Genomic DNA, 17,802 nt, shown 5'->3' with positions numbered 1-17,802 from the left:
ATGTGAGAGTAGGGCATCGCCAAGCGCCAAATTGAGTCGAAAGACTACAATCAAGGTTTTATACCTTGTATACAGAATAGACTGATGGAAACATTAGCACAGATTGTGCGGAGTGGTAGTTCAGTTGGTTAGAATACCGGCCTGTCACGCCGGGGGTCGCGGGTTCGAGTCCCGTCCACTCCGCCAACAACAACGAAAGCCTGAATCGAAAGATTCAGGCTTTTTTTGTGCCTGAAATTTAGGATACAAAAAATACAGATTGTTCGGAGTGGTAGTTCAGTTGGTTAGACTGTTTACCTAAAAAAGGCGGCCTGTCACGCTGCCGAAGGCTTCGCGGGTTGTGGTTTGTAGAAAGCCGTCCGCTTTCTCTTTGCCAACAAACAACGAAAGCCTGAATCGAAAGATTCAGGCTTTTTTTGTGCCTGAAATTCAGGATACAAAACATACAGATTGTTCGGAGTGGTAGTTCAGTTGGTTAGACTGTTTACATAAAAAAGGCGGCCTGTCACGCTGCCGAAGGCTTCGCGGGTTGTGGTTTGTAGAAAGCCGTCCGCTTTCTCTTTGCCAACAAACAATGAAAGCCTGAATTGAAAGATTCAGGTTTTTTTGTGCCTGAAATTTAGAGGTGCAGAAAGCACAGATTGTGCGGAGCGGTAGTTTTTATTAATCGTATTCAGTTGGGCTGGAAATGCTACCGGTATTTCATCATCCTTGGTGGTAGTTAGATTCTTTATAAAAAGACAAACGATCACTGATTATAAGTATTTTAATAAAATATTTAAAATAGTTCTCTATCCAATGATAAAACTTAAATAATGACTTTTTTTAGTTAATGATATCTGTAAATTTCTGTTTGTTTTTAATTGTGACTGTTTGTCATTAGTTTGATTACTCTAGAATTGATCTCCTGCATCGCTATATATTTTTTAAATAACGATAAACATACCTTATTACAGATAAAAATATGGATCTTGGATAGTGCTATTCCTCTGCTGTAAATATGTTATTTAAATGCCAATAAAATAAATAACTATATAAATCTGCCATATAGATATATTCCACCGATACAAATCGTATTGACAATCATTATCATTTAAATTATTGTGTTTTTCTTTTAGAGACCTTATAAATATATTGTTACAGGAAGTGATTTTATGCTTGAAGCAAAACGGTTGAGTTTTAATGTCGGAGAACGCAACCTTTTATCCGATTTAACAATGGAGTTCGAACAAGGTAAAGTTTATGCCTTGGTTGGGCATAATGGCTCTGGAAAATCAACGTTACTTAAGCTTCTCGCAAACCAACAAAGCGCAACAGATGGTCTTGTTACATTAGATCAAAAACCATTAGTGAAATGGTCTAACAAAGAGTTAGCTCGTCAAATTGCTTATTTACCACAACACCTCCCTGCTACCGATACGCTTAGTGGTCACGATCTTGTTAGTTTTGGTCGTTACCCTTGGCATGGTTTATTAGGCCGTTTATCAGATACAGATAAAAATTGCATTGAGAACGCAATGGAACTGACAGATACGCTGATCTATCGAGACCGCTTGGTAGATACGTTATCTGGTGGTGAGCGTCAACGCGTTTGGCTTGCTATGTTATTGGCTCAAAAAACCCGGTACCTTTTACTGGATGAACCTTTATCGGCACTCGATATCGCACATCAAATCGAAGTATTGACCTTGATTCGTAAGCTGAGCCAAGAGCTGAATCTAGGTGTCATTATTGTTCTACATGATATCAATATGGCAGCTCGTTTCTGTGATCACATTGTTGCCCTGCATTCAGGGAAGCTACTTAAACATGGCACCGTTGATGAGTTATTAGAATCTGAAACATTAGAGCAAATCTATGGTATTCCAATGGCTGTTATGCAGCATTCAGTAGGTTATCCAGTTGCAATGCCTTGCGCTAAGGTTTGTAATTAATGAAATCAATTTTTTTAATATTAGTGTTAGTTACTAGCTTTACTTGTTATGCAGCTGAAGAGTCTCGAAGCCTAAAAGTATCTGCTAATCGGATTGTTGCTATTGATTGGACTCACGTCGAAACCTTACTTGCTTTAGGTGTCACTCCTTTAGGCATTGCTCAGAAACAAGATTATAACGCTTGGGTTAAAGAACCTAAAATACCAAATGGTGTATTAGATCTAGGGCTACGCACCCAACCTAATTTAGAACTGCTAGCAGAATTGGCTCCAACTCAAATATTAATTTCCCCAATGTTCAGCGTATTGACCCCGCAATTGCAAAAAATAACAAAAGTGACTGAAATTGGTTTATACAAAAAAGGCAACGTGAATTGGCAGGCAATGGAGAGTATGACGAGAGAGCTTGCGATGAATATTGGCGTTGAAAAAGAGGCTGAACGTTTTATTCTTCAAAAGCGTGATGAGATATTAGCATTAAAGCAGCAAGTTCCGAGTGATTTCCCCCCTGTACTGATGGTGCAATTTATGGATGCGAATCACTTACGCGTATTTGGTGATAATAGTTTATATAAAACAGCGGTAAATGAATTAGGGATTGAGAGTGCTTGGCAAGGAACAACCAATCAGTGGGGATTCTCATTGGTTGGTATTAATGAACTTGTTGGTATTGACGCTCAAATTGTTGTGATTGAACCGCTTCCAATTGGCACTGAGGCTGCCCTTGAGCATAATCAACTGTGGCAGTTTATGAGTCAGCAATCAAACTATCCCGTGTTAAGAATGCCTGCAGTATGGAGTTTTGGTGCATTACCATCGGCTACGCGTTTTGCGCGCTTATTTGTTCGTGCTTTGTCTTCTAATTTAATCGCTAAGAATAATGGAGAGTAAGATGACTGTAACGCCTATTAGATTAACAACTAGCTTACTCTGTTTTGTTATATTCCTATCTGCTTGGCAGTTAATGAATATTGGCCCTTGGCGTGAGAGCATTGAAAGTCTGTGGCACTTCAATCCTAATTCTGTGCAAAGTGTGCTGTTGCATTTTAGTTGGTGGCCACGTCTTGTTACGACATTATTAGCGGGTGCAGGTTTAGCCGTTGCTGGTGTTCTCATGCAGCAGGTTTTACGCAATCCTTTAGCTTCTCCTGCAACATTAGGAGTCGCAAGTGGTGCGAATTTGGCTTTATTACTAGCAACATTATTTGCACCTCAATTATTATTGTGGTCACCGTCCGCTGTTGCTACGTTGGGCGGACTATTTACTATGCTTGTGGTATTTGCGCTGGCTTGGCGTAGGGCATTATCGCCATCAATCGTGATCGTTTCTGGTTTAGTGGTAAATCTATATTGTGGCTCTTTCGCTACCGTATTGTTACTAATGAATCAAGAAGAGCTTAAAGGTTTGATGATCTGGGGGGCAGGTTCACTTGTTCAAAGTAGTTGGGATGATGCGATTTTTTTAGCTCCCCGATTATTCGCGGCCACTATTATTGCATTTTGTTTTGTGCGACCACTCAGTTTACTTGAGCTATCAGATGAAAGTGCACGTAGTTTAGGTATGTCATTAGCTAGATTAAGAATCATCACTTTAACGCTCGCCGTTTTATTAACAGCTTGGGTTGTGAGTACCGTTGGTGTTATCGGTTTTATTGGCCTTGCGGCCCCTGCATTTATTCGTTTGTTAGGGGTGAGAAGCTTCGCTCATCGTATTATATTGTCTGCAATACTCGGGGCATTATTATTAAGCGTCACGGATCTACTATTGCAACAATTACCTGGGATTCTACCTATGCTGATCCCTACGGGTGCCGCAACAGCTATCTTAGGCGCTCCCTTATTATTATGGCTTTTACCTCGATTACAATTTAAATCTCAATCTCAAACACAAACGTTACTATCAAGAAGTGGTACCAGTGTAAGTTATTTGTCAGCGAAACATATGCTGGGATTACTTTTCCTATCATTTGTTTTGTTGTTTGTTTTTAGTTTATTTGGACGTCAAATTGACGGCTGGACTTGGTTAACGGGTGTGCATAATTGGGACTTATTAGAGTGGAGAATACCAAGACTGATCGGTGCAGCTACGGGTGGACTCATGCTTGCAGTAGCTGGGACTGTCATCCAGCGCTTAAGTGGTAACCCAATGGCAAGCCCCGAAATTATGGGGGTCAGTTCTGGTGCTGCACTCGGCCTTATTATTGCTATTTTTTCTGGATTTGGCGCAACTAAACTCGGGCTTTATTTCGGTGGATTAGTCGGTGCAATGCTGACCTTAGGATTACTCGTTTTACTTAACCGTCGCAGTGGCTTTCAGCCTGAACGTTTATTACTGACGGGTGTGGCGATAACTGCATTAATGGATGGGGTTCAAAGTTTTATTTTGGCTGGAGGTGATCCTCGGAGCTACCAAGTACTTGCTTGGTTATCTGGATCAACATATTACGTCGATGCAGATTCGTTAGTCATGATTGTTGTCTTTGCTGTCGTACTGACTATTACTGCGCTGAGTTGTAGTCGATGGCTCGATGTTTTACCACTTGGTGCTGAGCCGTCTGCAGCTTTAGGTATCAATGTTAATCGTGCTCGACTGATATTATTAACGCTGGTTGCAGTGCTGACTGTCATCGCCACCTTGGTCGTTGGTCCATTAAGTTTTGTCGGTTTAATGGCGCCACATATTGCCCGATTATTTGGTTTTAACAATGCCCGCTCGCATATTCTGAGTGCTGGTATGTTTGGTATGATCTTAATGTTGTTGGCGGACTGGCTTGGCCGCCAATTACTCTATCCACAAGAGATACCTGCAGGTCTGATGGCTTCTATCATAGGTGGTTTATACCTTATGTGGGGATTGCGACGTTTATAAAAGCGTGCATTTAGTACTTTAATTATGCTTCACCTTGAATAGAAATAAAGGTGATTATCATTTAGTTTATGGCAAGGATGTTTTATGAAATTACTCATGATGCTGGGGGCAAAACAAGGTTCGGTATTGTCTGCGGTAATGCTGTTGAGTCTATGTAGTGCAGGACTTAGTGTCGGTGTGATTGTGTTTATTCAACATAACATGTTAAACCCTGACGGTGAGTTGGTAACGTTACTTGTACAATTCGGTATGTTACTTATTTGTTTATTACTCATTTCAACTGCGGCACAAGTATCATTGCATATTTTAGGGCATCGTTTTGTCTATCAAAAACGTTATGAATTGGTTCAACAATTATTAAATACTGATATTGAACAACTAGAAAAAATTGGTGGTTCATCCATTTTAGCGTCTTTAAATACCGATATTCGAAATATTACGATCGCATTCGTTCACTTACCAGAGTTAGTTTATGGGGCCGTGCTTGCTATCTTTGCGATGATTTATTTAGGATTTCTTTCGACATCATTATTTTTGGTTAGTTTAGTTATGTTATCCATGACTGCGCTGATTGGTTACTGGTTGGTGTATAAGATCAGCCACTATGTACAACAAGTTCGTGAGTATGATGATGAATTATTTGCCGATTACCAAGCCATGATTGATGGACGAAAAGAGCTAGCGCTCAACCCGAAGCGTGCGCAGCGTTTCTTTCATGAAGAATTTGATGTGCATGCTAAGGCTTACTGCGAGCAAGTCACGAAAGCCGATATACATAATGGCTTCGCCGGTAATCTTGCCAATACCGTGATACTTGCATTAATCGGTTTAAATTATTATCTCGCCGTTGGTTTGAACTGGGCAAGCTTAGAAGTTGCTTCAACCTTTGCATTAGTTATCTTGTTCATGCGCTCGCCTTTAATGTCTGCTGTAGCCGCTTTACCTGCATTGATCGCGGCAAATGTATCGATGAAAAAATTAACTAGATTAGAGCTTAATACTGACAATCTAGCCACTGAATCACGTAATACCTATAGCGGTTTTAAACAGCTTCAATTTAAGGGCGTTGAATATAGCTACCAATCCGAGACTGATGAGTCTGCTTTTTCTGTAGGGCCATTAAATCTCACGATTGAACAAGGACAACTGATATTTATTATTGGTGGTAATGGTAGTGGTAAATCTACATTTGCACGTCTACTTACAGGGTTATATAGGCCGCAGAAAGGTGAGGTAATTATTGATGGTAAGCCTGTCAGTATTACGTCCTGGCATGAATATAGAACATTATTTTCAGCGGTCTTTACTGACTTTCATCTCTTCCACCAATTGCTTGATGGGGAAGGAAATAATGTTGAATCCCAGCGAGTTGAATATTGGATGAATATGTTAGAAATGCAACATAAAGTTAGCTATGAGGACGGTAAGCTTAGTGATGTTCGTTACTCTCAGGGGCAACGAAAACGCTTGGCTTTATTGATGACTGTACTTGAGCAACGAGATTGTTTATTACTTGATGAATGGGCTGCGGATCAAGACCCTCATTTTAGACATTTTTTCTATCAAACTATCTTACCGTTATTAAAACAGCGTGGTAAGACAATTATTGCAATTACACATGATGATCGTTATTTCAATATTGCAGACCGAGTAATCAAAATGGATAACGGTCAATTAATTGAATTAGATGGACGAGAGTTAGGTCGTGCTAAGTTGGTTACTGATCAACTGGTAAGTTAGAGATATTTAATTTTTAAAATAGTTATTATAATCATATGTATTGGAGTGTTTATGTTATTGGGAAATCAGCGAATGGACGCATTTGTTAGCCAGAAATTTATTAAGAAATCTTTGGCAACGGCTGTAATGATGGGATTAATGGTCAATTATGTATCAGCAAGTACGAATGAAAATTCGGAACAAGAAGTTGTTGTTACTGCAGAGTTTAGTAATCCAATTGGCCCCGATTTTGGTTATGTTGGTGAGAATAGCATGACAGCAACCAAAACGGATATGCCGATAAGTAAAACGCCAAGAGCAGTATCGGTTGTTACAAGGGAGCAAATGGATGATCGAGCGTCTGTGAGTGTGGCTGATGCTTTGCAATACACGCCAAGTATCCAGGCTAACTTTTATGGTGAAGATAACAAGCAAGATTGGTTTGTTATTCGCGGTTTTAATCAGGCTAATGATGGTTTGTATCAAGACGGAACGAGAGTCGATTCGGCAGGTTTTTATAGCTATCAAGTCGATCCGTTTGGCTTAGAACGTGTTGAGATATTACGTGGTCCAGCATCGGTATTGTACGGACAGAACCCTCCTGGCGGTGTGATTAATGTGATCAGTAAACGACCTCAACATGGTGGTAGTTTTGGCTTCGTATCGGTGGACTATGGCACCAATGATCGCCAGCAATTAAGCCTAGATCTTGGTAGTGATATCACTGATGATATCGCTTGGCGTTTAGTGGCTTTAGGGCGTAAAAATGGCACTGATGTTGACAATGTTGAAGCTGAACGTATCTATCTTGCCCCATCTGTGAGTGTTAACTTTAGTGACAATACTAATCTAACTGTACTTGCTAGTTATCAGAAAGATGACTCAGACCCTTACTTACAGTTTTTACCTATGGAAGGGTCATTAACTGAAAACAAGAATGGCTTTATTGGTGATGATGTTGCTATTGGTAACCCGGATTATGAAAAATTTGAGCGTACTCAAGCTGCATTGGGCTATGAATTTAGCCATAAGTTTAATGAGTCAGTTCAGTTTGCTCAATCTGTGCGTTATAGCCAATTAGATATTGATTTAAAGCAGATGTATGCACTTGGTTATGCTCAAGACTTTGGTCTGGAAGCAACAAGAACCAATATCGTACGAGGTTTATCAAGTGAAGAGGGTAAATCGAAAAGTTTTTCAGCGGATAACCGTTTAATTTATAAATTTAATACGGGTAAATTAGAGCACACATTGTTATCTGGTATTGATTATCGCTGGCTTGATATAAAAGGGCAAAGCTTTGGTGGTCGCGTTCTCGTCGCTGACGGGAATACGCCTATTAAAGTTCCAACCCCATATCCAGGTATATATCTTGATACTTATAATCCACTATTCAATCCGTACAACCCGAGTTATACAGACAATGTTACTTTATTAGACGGGGCTACCTTCCAGCCTGTAACTGATACAGACCGTGAAACGACAACAAGTGAAAAGCATCAACTGGGTGGCTATTTACAAGAGCAGATGTTGATCAATGACGCCATTGCTATCACGTTAGGTGTTCGTTTTGATAATACGAAATCAACCTATGAAAATAAATCGACAAACAAAAAACAGGTTGTTAGTAATCAAGAGTGGACAAAAAGTGCAGGAATAGCTTATATCTTTGAGAATGGACTAACGCCATATGCTAATTATGCAGAACACTTCCAACCGATTCTTAAATTGGACAAAAACGGAAATTCAGCTCTACCAGAGAGCGGAAAACAATTTGAAATTGGTCTGAAATATTTACCACAATCTTTCGATGGTTCATTTAATGCGGCGTTGTTCCAAATTAACAAAGAGAATATGGCGACCTCGGATGCTGCTGGTAATTTGCTTCAAATTGGTGAAGTTGAAAATAAAGGTATTGAGTTAGAAGCCGTTGCTAATGTGACTTCGGGGCTAAGTTTAGTTGCTAATGCAACGTTCATGGACTCAGAAATTGTTAAAGATAATGATGCCTTTAAGGTGGGTAACCGTCCGATGCAGGTCGCGAATACACTTGCATCAGCTTGGGCTAATTATCGTTTCTTTGGTAACAGTCTAGAAGGTTTAGCTGTTGGTGTTGGTGGCCGTTATGTTGGCGAAACTTATGCTGACGATACTGAAACAACAAAGGTAGCTGATTTTACGTTAATGGATGCAACGGTGAGTTACACCATTAACAATATGAAAATCCAAATTGCAGCTAAAAATCTTATGGATAAAGAGTATGTGTCAACTTGTGGTTATGGTAATTGTTTCTATGGTAATGGCCGAAATGTGATTGCGAGCCTTAGCTATGCTTGGTAATTAAATTTCTGAGTTTCCGCAGTCCTAATAGGCTGCGGATAACGTTGACTACCTTTAAATAAATCCTTGGCCTTATTCATGATCAGATTTTAGCGAGTGCAGTCGGGTAGTTTCTATCGTGAGCAATTTCACAAGCGAGTCTATTGATATCATCTTCAGATAAAGCGGTAAAGTTGGCATTAACATTACGGCACTTTGTTAGTTGCTCATGTGAGTAATTAAATAATTTATGGATGATTTGATCGGCGACAGTGAGTGCTGACGATGCTTTAACTATTTCTGCTCGTGCATATTGTTGTCCCTCAAATGAGACGTCATAAGCGCGCAGAGATACATCTTTACCTGGTATTTGCTGCGCACCAAATAATGGTCTTCCAGCGATAGTTGCATTGTTAAAGCTCGGAATAAAGTGGCTTATATGCTGAATCGCTTTTTGAGTTCGATTATTAGATTCTTCTTTATCCCAACCCTGGACTAGTTTATTGATAAAACTTTTGTCTAGTTTAGGCTGGGCACTCTTACCCGTACTTTTAGCTAACCCATTTTTAAATAATGTGATCTCTTCAGTCATACCATGTAGCTGAAAATAACCATCAGGGTAAGGTGTTAATTGCGCCATACCTTCAGGTGTCCCGCGCTCGCCATGAAAGACAACTTCTGGCCAACGTTCACTTTGTTTCCAATGCGTTATATAAGCAGCCTTAAACTCAACCATACGTTCTTTTGGGGTATCTGCCATATCATCAATAATGCCAGTTCTATAGCCACAAGCATTAATTAAATAATCAACTTCGGTTGTTGTTTGGCTGCCGTTTTCTGTATGTGTGATTAACCAAGTTTTATCCGCGGTGTAAGAGACATTAATCACTTTATTGTTAACGAGTAAGTTGCAAGATGTCGAAGCATCGAGGCTAAGTTCTGTGCTTGCGGCAATACGGAATAAACTCAAACCGTATTCTTGAACCATCAACAATGGAAATTTAATCGAATTAAGATCAAGCGTTTTAGCAAGTGGGATCATCCAATCAGAGAATTGAGTAATCTCCTGAGGCTGTGATACGTGCTTTAATCGTTCAATGTCACAGCGGGTAAACATCTGATAATAATCGTCTGGTTCACCGAGTACTTTATTACTTGCATCAGCTTGAATTAGCGCTTTGTAACGTTGAGTGAGTAATTCAAGTCGTGGTAATAATTTTTCTATGTTACTCGCATCGCGCTGAGGGATTGCAATTACGGTTGGACGCTTATTGATGCAATGCGGATAGATCTTCATTGTCGCGATTGACTGTTCTAATAACGTAAGGCATTGCTCGTCGGAAATGTCAGGGTAAAGGTTGCCGCCAGCATGCAGATGACATACCGGTGGGCCATTGACTAAGCTAACACCTTCTTCAAATAAGGTAACATTAATGTCTAACCCAGCCAAACGCAGTGCGATCGTGCTACCTGCAATACCACCGCCGATAATTGCAATGCGTTTTGATTTTAGAGTCGTAGCTACGTTCTTGATCATTCTCTTCGCAACGTATAAATAATTAGATAATTTATTATGCCAATTATTTATACCTGAATGAAACTTATTTTTAGCTAAAGTGTATTTATATTAGTAAATGGCGCTGAGCCTTTCGTATTCGCACGAACTTTATCCCGTTGCTAACCAGATCCCGACAAAGACCATCAGTGAGCCTGCAATTTTATTGAGTAAGCGGACATTATTACCTTTTTGTAAAAAGAGACGTAGTGTTTGTCCACCGCTCGCATACATTAATAAACAGCTGAACTCGGTAATAAGAATAATCGCAACGAGCACCGATAGCTGTGGTGTTAATGCTTGGGTCGGATTAATAAAAGGCGGTAATAGCGAGATCATAAAAACCCAACCTTTTGGGTTTGCAATCGCTGTCACAAAACCTTGGCTGGCTAATTGAATTGGCTTCATTGTGCTTTCAGACCCTAGGCTATCAGAAATAGCGAGTTTACCCTTTGAGCGCCACATTTGAATACCAAGGTAAATAAGGTAGCTACCACCAAGGTATTTGAGAGCTGAAAATGCGTTTGGGTACTTCAACATTATTGTTGCCACACCAATAACAGCTAAAATGGCAACCAAACCCACGCCGAGTAATTCTCCCCACATCATGTGAAGACTGCGCTTTACGCCAATCGTCATGCCTAATGTCATCGATAATGTCATACACAGACCTGGCGTAATAGAAACGAAGAAAAATGTAGGGATAAAAAGCGCTAAAAGATGCAAGTCGATGGCGGACATTATATAAACTTAGTGATTAAGATGAAGCTGAATAATATATCATTCAATAAGTTTTCTGTATTCTATTGTTGAATGAATATAAATTAGCCGTTTTTAACTTTGTGAACTTGATCAAGCTATTCATTTTTGAATTTAGCCAAGTATAGGTTTAAAAATTAATCCTTAAGCCTATACTTATCAATCACAGCAATTGTATTTAGAATTTAGACTGGAATGACGCTTTAATGATAAAATTTATTACTTCTCCGCAAGACATGCGATTATCTGATGTTGAAACTGCACAGTATGATCAAATCGTAGATTATGTTACTGAAATAAGCTTGAATTTAATGGCTGTTAAAGTGACGAACCGACCTGGAGATTTTCTTGGCTGGTGTAATGAATTATACAATTACGCGCGTTACGGTATTAATATGGAATTGCTTGATGCAAAACATGAAAAACCGTTACAAAAACTACTGCTGTTATTAGAAAAGTCGATCACTTGCCGTCAGGTTAAAACATCACGTATAACACCTTGGCCTTTTCTAAAAAACTTCATACTTGATCAAGCCGATCGCCAAGCATTAGGTGAACGTCTTCGCTTATTAAATTATATCAGCTCATTACGTATAAGTACGTTAGCGGCTATGTCAGATCTTGAACGCCTTGCATTTGCTGGTAAACACTTATCTGCGCACGAACCTACAAAATTTGATTTTGATGTTGAACTATTTGGTAGTACCCGTGGTTCAAAAGGCTTCCACGAGTTATTGCAACATACCCCATCTCTTCTCGATAACGCTTTAGCTGCGATCCCGTTAGAAGGCGAAGTGAGCGAAGCGGATTATAAAGAGTTTGTAAAACGCTATACAGCGGCTTTTGCTACCTTAGATAAAGGCAAAGCAGGTTTGTTTGTTGCGACTCGTTTATTGGCGATGCGCCGACCTGATGTATTCCTGGTATTAACAGCATCAAAAGTGGATGCACTTTGCCAAGGGTTTGGTCTCGTTAAGCTAAAGGTGACAGACTTCTCTCGTTATTGGGTTGATATTATCGAAGCGATTCATCGTCAACCATGGTTTAAATCAGCACAGCCAGAAGATGCAGCAGAACTTGAGCTATGGAATAACCGCGTCGTGTTATTTGATCTGTTCTTTTTTGTGGATAAAGATTTCGCTGCGCAATCAAATTATTTAAAATTGAAGAATAAGCCTGCTGTTGTTCGCAGCACAATGGGTGGTCGCACTCGTACAGCGGGTGTTGTACGTCAAAAGCGTACTAAAGAAAGCGCCACAGAAGCGGTAGATCGTTTACTTGCAGAATCTGATTTACCTGCTTATTTACAAAGTAAACGAGACTCTATGATTATTGAAGTTGAAAAAGGTAAAAGTGCAACAGAAGTAATGTTGTTAATTAGAGCAATCTTTGGCTAGCGATTAGTGAATCTTTAGTCATTAACGATCAAATCACAGAAATGAAAAGGCTTCAATAATTGAAGCCTTTTTATTATTTAGTATTTATTAAAGGCTAATTAGACCTACAGCTTGCAAGAATACGATTGCAATTGCTACTGGTGACAAATAACGTAGACAGAACATAACCATTTTATAAGCCACTTCTGATAAACCAAACTCTTCACGAGTGACTTTCTCATTCACAACCCAACCGACTAATACCGCAGTGAATAGACCGGCAAGAGGTAGCATGATGTTTGCTGTCAGTTTATCTAAAGCATCAAAGAAACTTAGACCCATAACCACATCTTGAGCCCAAGGTGCACCACTGAGTGAAAATACTGTTAGTAGTGATAGACCCCAAATAGTACAGCCCGCTACAATTGTTGCTTTAGTACGGCTTAAGCCAAGACGTTCGTTCAAGTAGGCTACTGGTGATTCAAGAAGTGCGATCACAGATGTGAATGCTGCGAATGTAACCATGATGAAGAATAGCGTACCAAACAGTGTTCCCAAAGGCATTTGACCAAACGCGATAGGTAATGACACGAATAGTAGACCTGGACCCGCAGAAGGCTCCATGCCATTAGCAAACACGATAGGGAAGATAGCCATACCTGCGATAAGTGCTACCGCTGTATCCATGAGCGCGATCCAGATAGATGTTTTCGCGATTGACGTACCTTCAGGCATATATGTACCGTAAATCATCATGATGCCTGATGATAAACTGAGGGTGAAAAATGCGTGTCCTAGCGCTGTTAATACACCATCAATAGAGAGTTTTGAGAAATCTGGCGAAAACATGAATTGTGCTGCTTCACCAAAGTTACCTGTTGCTGCGGCGTAGACCATGATAATCATCAATAAGACAAGCAATGATGGCATTAGGTAAGTAACGGCTTTCTCGAGACCGGCATTAACACCTCGAATTAATACTAACATTGCAGCGACAATTGTAATTGAAGACCATAAGATCAGTTGTGTTGTATCTGTAATTAAACTGGTGAATAGTGCCCCAATTTCATCTTTATGAGAAATTTCAGAACCTGCGGTTGCAAGGAAGTCGCCACTAATACCAAAGAAGATATAAGCAGCTGCCCAACCTGCAATGACGATATAGAAACTTAAAATTAATGAACCTGCGATAACACCTGATGCACCCAGTAGAGACCAAATGCCTGAACCGCCAGACTCTTTTGCAATGGTAGCTGAAGCATTTGCTGGTGACGTACGAGCACGTTTACCAATCATTACTTCTGCCATCATGACAGGAATACCGATTAGTAGAATACAAAATAGGTAGACAAGAACGAACGCACCACCACCATTTTCGCCCATGATGTAGGGGAACTTCCAAAGGTTACCTAAACCTACAGCTGCACCTGCTGCTGCAAGTACGTATTTAAATTCGCTAGACCAGCGACTGTCAATTGTTGTGCTTGTTGTCATTTTCCCATCCTGGGTTATGTATATGGTTATGTACATACTAATAACATATTAAAAACACCGGGATAAGGACTTTAATTAGATGATAACTCTAAAATGCTTGTCATTTATTTGGTTAAACCTTCGAATGCGTGATTTTGAAGTTAAACATCTCGCGTATTTATTTAATTGCGGATTTAAATGCTTATATTTTGAGTGTGTGCTGTATATTGCAGTCTTTTGCTACATTTGTGTGAATGAACTGTTGATTGTTTGTTTTTCATTCTAAAGCAAGTGAGGCATAATCTAGAGGGGGGAACACAATAAACCTGAATTGGCGTCCCAATTCAGGTTTATTGTGATTTTTTAATTTATTATATCGAGGCGCGAATTAAGCTGTCGCAGCTACCTTCGATAATGTCTTAGCTAAGTTTTTGATATAAGTATTTGTTAATGTTTCAAATTCAACTTTAACAACTGGCTTTAAACCGATACCAGCCAGACTAGGTAATGGAATTGTAATTACTGCATCTGTTAATAAGTTAATATCACAACCAGTACTAGTCTCAGTTATGAGCCATTTACCTGATACTTGTGCACTATTATTAGCTGTTTCACGAGGTTCCCAAACAATAGTTTTACTCACTGCATCGCAAGTATATTTGCATGCATAAATTGTTTGAAGTTGAATCGGCCCTAGACCAATTTTTTTCATTTCCCAGCGGTAAGTATTTGCAGCTTCTTCGATCAAATGTTCTAGATCTGGAAAATGGCTGGTTGAAGCCGGAACGTCAGCTAAAAGCTTATAAACGGTATCTATATCTGCAGGTACTGTAAATTTTTTATTTAGTTGAATTTTTACGTCGAAAGCCATTTCAAGTGTTCCTTTATTTAATAATAGTGTTAAATATTCTAGGCTTAACGCGCTAGATGTATAATTTCTGCCGCTTACATTGCACCAGATGAATATTGTTGTCAAGAATGAACTATCAACTTTGGGGTATGTGTTATGGCTATTTTACCTTCAAATATTGTCAGCTAAATGTGCCTATATATCCCTTTAGTCGGGATGATTGTAAGTTACACAAGATTATATACAGCGGTGTAACAACTATCATGCTTGTTTTGTATAAGATAGCGATTCGAACTGAAATGTATCATTGAGTAAATCAGTCAGATAATATTGATCTAATGTTTGCAGGAAGGCATCAATGCCGGTTTCTAGTACTTTTTTTAATTGATAAATTGGCACAATGTCAGAATCACTTGCGTTGGCATCGATGCCTTTCAAATTATTTTCGAGTGCTCTGACAAGCTGACCAATATTAATTTCTGATGGTGGTTTTGCTAACCATATACCGCCATTTTTACCTCTCGATGATTCTATATAGTCGAGAGATGACAGGTGTGCTATTACTTTAGCTATATGGTTTCGTGATGCGTCATACACATTCGCCACTTCCGCGGAACTTGAGCGTTGTCCTTTTGGAAGGGTGGATAAATACATGAGTGTGCGTATGCCAAAATCTGTATAAGTCGTTATCTTCACTTTAGTCACCATTGCAAATGTTATCGTAAGTTAATTATGCGCAAACTACTCTAGAAATTTATACCAACTCTTTCTCTGCTTTTATCATGACGTCTTTACCATGTTCTTGAAGGAAACGCTTAAACCCTTCGAGTAATTCTCTTGGATGACTAAACTGGCAGTAAGTGACTGGATAATCTTGATCTAACTCTTTTAAAAGTGGGCTTTTGATTGGCGCTCCTCGCCAGACTGCAAAAAATACGGGCTTAGGATGGATGGAGCTTAAATTATAAGAAAGTTCATAAGCATCGCTATCATTAGATGATGTGTGGATATAAAGCAACGCATCAACAACCGATAATAAACGTAAACGGTAATGACGATAATTAGCAGGTGTGAAAATGATCCCTGTTTGTCGCTGAAAAGCTTGCTGGTAATCACCTTGTTCTGCATCTAGATTGAAAGGAAGGAATTCAAGACCGTCGATGTTATGTTGTAAGAAGGTAATAACATTATCTAAAATCTTCAAGTGGTCTTTATGAATATCCCCCACATCTTGTTTGACTAATAATTTCATTTTGATTCCCTTTCCTGACGATCGTTAAAATCGGTTGTTAGGAATACTGTTATACGCGTAACTATTAGAAATATTAATCAAGAGCTTGAGATATTTTAGCCTAGATTCTAGATTCGTTAAAAAGTATTAAAAATTAAAACCTAGGCTCATGTATTCGACTCGTTTATTCAATTGGGTAGAGTTTATCAAGTGCGATAGATAACCCATTTTCAGTGACAATACGCACATGATCTCGACGTAATTTCCTTGGCTCATTAACACCGCATGAATGAGCGATTAGACCGATACCGTAATGAATGTATTTGTTATAGTTTGCAACCCGCTGTGCTTTGTCTTGAACGTCTAATCCTTCTTGCAGTTTTGGGTTGTGAGTCGTGATACCTGTTGGGCAAGTATTCTTATTACATTGCAATGCTTGAATGCAACCTAGCGCGAACATGTTACCACGTGCGGAAACAATAAAATCGGCGCCGACGGCTAATGCCCAAGCGACTTTTGATGGGGTAATGAGTTTTCCTGATGCGATGACTTTAATTTTTCCTTGTAGATTGTATTTTTCTAGCATATTAACAAGTAAAGGTAAGCTTTCCTTTAGAGGTAGACCCACATAATCCATTAATGGTTGTGGTGCAGCCCCTGTGCCACCATCAGCACTGTCTAACGTCATAAAATCGGGTGCCGATTCGGGACCGCGTTTGATTATTTCTGTTAATATATCCGTTATCCATTGAGTATGACCCAATACAAATTTAAATCCGACAGGCTTACCTGTTACTTGACGAATACGGGCGACCATATCAAGTATATCACCAACATTTTTTATTTCTGGATGAGCATTTGGACTGATGGAGTCTTCACCGACGGGAATACCTCGGATTTTGGCTATTTCTGGTGTGACCTTTTTACCGGGTAATATGCCTCCCTTGCCTGGTTTCGCCCCTTGGCTTAGTTTTATTTCAAACATTTTAACTTGTTCTATTTCGGCAATTGATTTCAGTTTTTCATCACTTAAATGACCATGTTCATCTCGCACGCCATATTTTGCGGTGCCTATTTGATAAACGAGATCGGCACCGCCGGCAAGATGATGAACTGATAGGCCACCTTCACCCGTATTTAACCAGCAACCGGCTTCTTTTGCACCATGGGATAAGGCTAATATTGCTGGTTTTGAAATTGCGCCGTAGCTCATCCCCGAAATATTAAATACCGAATTTGTTATGTATGGTTGCGCACAGTTGGGACCAATTGTAAGTGTTTGCGGTGGGATCGCATCTTCGGTTAACGTGGGGAAGGCACAATTCATAAACATGATGGTACCGACTTGATCTAGGTTACGTGTCGAGCCAAATGCGATGGTTCGGTCAACGTTTTTTGCCGCGCGGTAAACCCAAGACCGTTCTGCTCGGTTGAAAGGCATTTCTTCACGATCTTGTGCAAAGAAATATTGGCGGAAGAATTCACCTTGTTTTTCAAATAGGTATCGAAAACGTCCGATGACAGGGTAGTTATGACGAATAGCCTGTTTGGTTTGTCTTTTATCTACTATATACATGTAGATAACACTAATTATTCCACCGAAGAGGAGTAAAATGAATAGCCCTGTCATAATATCGAGGCCGTACAGTAGCATATCAATTTGTGATTTAAATTCCGGTTGCATAGGTAATACCTTTATTGAACTCTATCCTTAGGTT

At 39.6% G+C, this 17,802-nt stretch carries 13 protein-coding genes and 1 tRNA gene; 7 read left to right on the top strand and 7 right to left on the bottom strand.

Features of this window, described 5'->3' with window-relative positions; all coding sequences use genetic code 11:
• Positions 1–109: 109 nt before the first annotated feature.
• The 6 genes from AKG98_RS19370 to AKG98_RS19345 all read left to right on the top strand — a co-directional run bounded on the left by AKG98_RS19370 (position 110) and on the right by AKG98_RS19345 (position 8,861).
• Positions 110–186: transfer RNA gene (locus AKG98_RS19370), tRNA-Asp, on the top strand.
• 968 nt (positions 187–1,154) lie between these two features.
• Positions 1,155–1,934, top strand: coding sequence for an ABC transporter ATP-binding protein (locus tag AKG98_RS19365; protein WP_067049914.1), 780 nt, complete (start codon positions 1,155–1,157; stop codon positions 1,932–1,934).
• Positions 1,934–2,824, top strand: a complete 891-nt coding sequence (locus tag AKG98_RS19360; RefSeq protein ID WP_198155572.1) for an ABC transporter substrate-binding protein — start codon at positions 1,934–1,936, stop codon at positions 2,822–2,824. The genes AKG98_RS19365 and AKG98_RS19360 overlap by 1 nt, the downstream gene beginning before the upstream one ends.
• Before the next feature lies 1 nt (position 2,825).
• Positions 2,826–4,802 (top strand): Fe(3+)-hydroxamate ABC transporter permease FhuB, encoded by a 1,977-nt coding sequence (gene fhuB, locus AKG98_RS19355; protein WP_067049911.1) that lies wholly within the window; start codon positions 2,826–2,828, stop codon positions 4,800–4,802.
• An 84-nt stretch (positions 4,803–4,886) separates the two neighbouring features.
• Positions 4,887–6,542, top strand: a complete 1,656-nt coding sequence (locus AKG98_RS19350; protein ID WP_067049908.1) for a multidrug ABC transporter permease/ATP-binding protein — start codon at positions 4,887–4,889, stop codon at positions 6,540–6,542.
• A 72-nt stretch (positions 6,543–6,614) separates the two neighbouring features.
• A complete protein-coding gene (locus AKG98_RS19345; RefSeq protein ID WP_067049928.1) occupies positions 6,615–8,861 on the top strand; it encodes a TonB-dependent siderophore receptor in 2,247 nt (748 codons plus the stop codon).
• A gap of 82 nt (positions 8,862–8,943) precedes the next feature.
• Here the strand turns inward: AKG98_RS19345 and AKG98_RS19340 are convergent, their stop codons facing one another.
• Together AKG98_RS19340 and AKG98_RS19335 are read right to left on the bottom strand one after the other, a co-directional pair.
• Positions 8,944–10,377, bottom strand: a complete 1,434-nt coding sequence (locus AKG98_RS19340; RefSeq protein WP_067049906.1) for an oxidoreductase — start codon at positions 10,375–10,377, stop codon at positions 8,944–8,946.
• A gap of 129 nt (positions 10,378–10,506) precedes the next feature.
• Positions 10,507–11,136, bottom strand: a complete 630-nt coding sequence (locus AKG98_RS19335) for a LysE family translocator (protein WP_157534174.1) — start codon at positions 11,134–11,136, stop codon at positions 10,507–10,509.
• A 224-nt stretch (positions 11,137–11,360) separates the two neighbouring features.
• On the opposite strand from AKG98_RS19335, the gene AKG98_RS19330 reads away from it, so the two are divergent.
• Positions 11,361–12,551, top strand: coding sequence for a hypothetical protein (locus tag AKG98_RS19330; RefSeq protein WP_067049900.1), 1,191 nt, complete (start codon positions 11,361–11,363; stop codon positions 12,549–12,551).
• Between the two features lie 87 nt (positions 12,552–12,638).
• Here the strand turns inward: AKG98_RS19330 and AKG98_RS19325 are convergent, their stop codons facing one another.
• The 5 genes from AKG98_RS19325 to AKG98_RS19305 all read right to left on the bottom strand — a co-directional run bounded on the left by AKG98_RS19325 (position 12,639) and on the right by AKG98_RS19305 (position 17,768).
• A complete protein-coding gene (locus tag AKG98_RS19325) occupies positions 12,639–14,024 on the bottom strand; it encodes a sodium-dependent transporter (RefSeq protein WP_067049897.1) in 1,386 nt (461 codons plus the stop codon).
• Between the two features lie 367 nt (positions 14,025–14,391).
• Positions 14,392–14,874, bottom strand: coding sequence for an SRPBCC family protein (locus AKG98_RS19320; RefSeq protein WP_067049893.1), 483 nt, complete (start codon positions 14,872–14,874; stop codon positions 14,392–14,394).
• A 240-nt stretch (positions 14,875–15,114) separates the two neighbouring features.
• Complete coding sequence (locus AKG98_RS19315) at positions 15,115–15,549, bottom strand: Rrf2 family transcriptional regulator (RefSeq protein WP_067049889.1); 435 nt, start codon at positions 15,547–15,549, stop codon at positions 15,115–15,117.
• Between the two features lie 58 nt (positions 15,550–15,607).
• Complete coding sequence (locus AKG98_RS19310) at positions 15,608–16,105, bottom strand: hypothetical protein (protein ID WP_067049886.1); 498 nt, start codon at positions 16,103–16,105, stop codon at positions 15,608–15,610.
• 163 nt (positions 16,106–16,268) lie between these two features.
• Positions 16,269–17,768, bottom strand: a complete 1,500-nt coding sequence (locus tag AKG98_RS19305) for an FMN-binding glutamate synthase family protein (RefSeq protein WP_067049882.1) — start codon at positions 17,766–17,768, stop codon at positions 16,269–16,271.
• Positions 17,769–17,802 lie beyond the last annotated feature (34 nt).

The sequence above is a fragment of the Moritella sp. JT01 genome (assembly GCF_001574435.1).
Classification (GTDB): Bacteria; Pseudomonadota; Gammaproteobacteria; order Enterobacterales; family Moritellaceae; genus Moritella.
The sequence above is the reverse complement of the archived record's forward strand: the minus strand, read 5'-3'. Positions and strand labels throughout refer to the sequence as shown.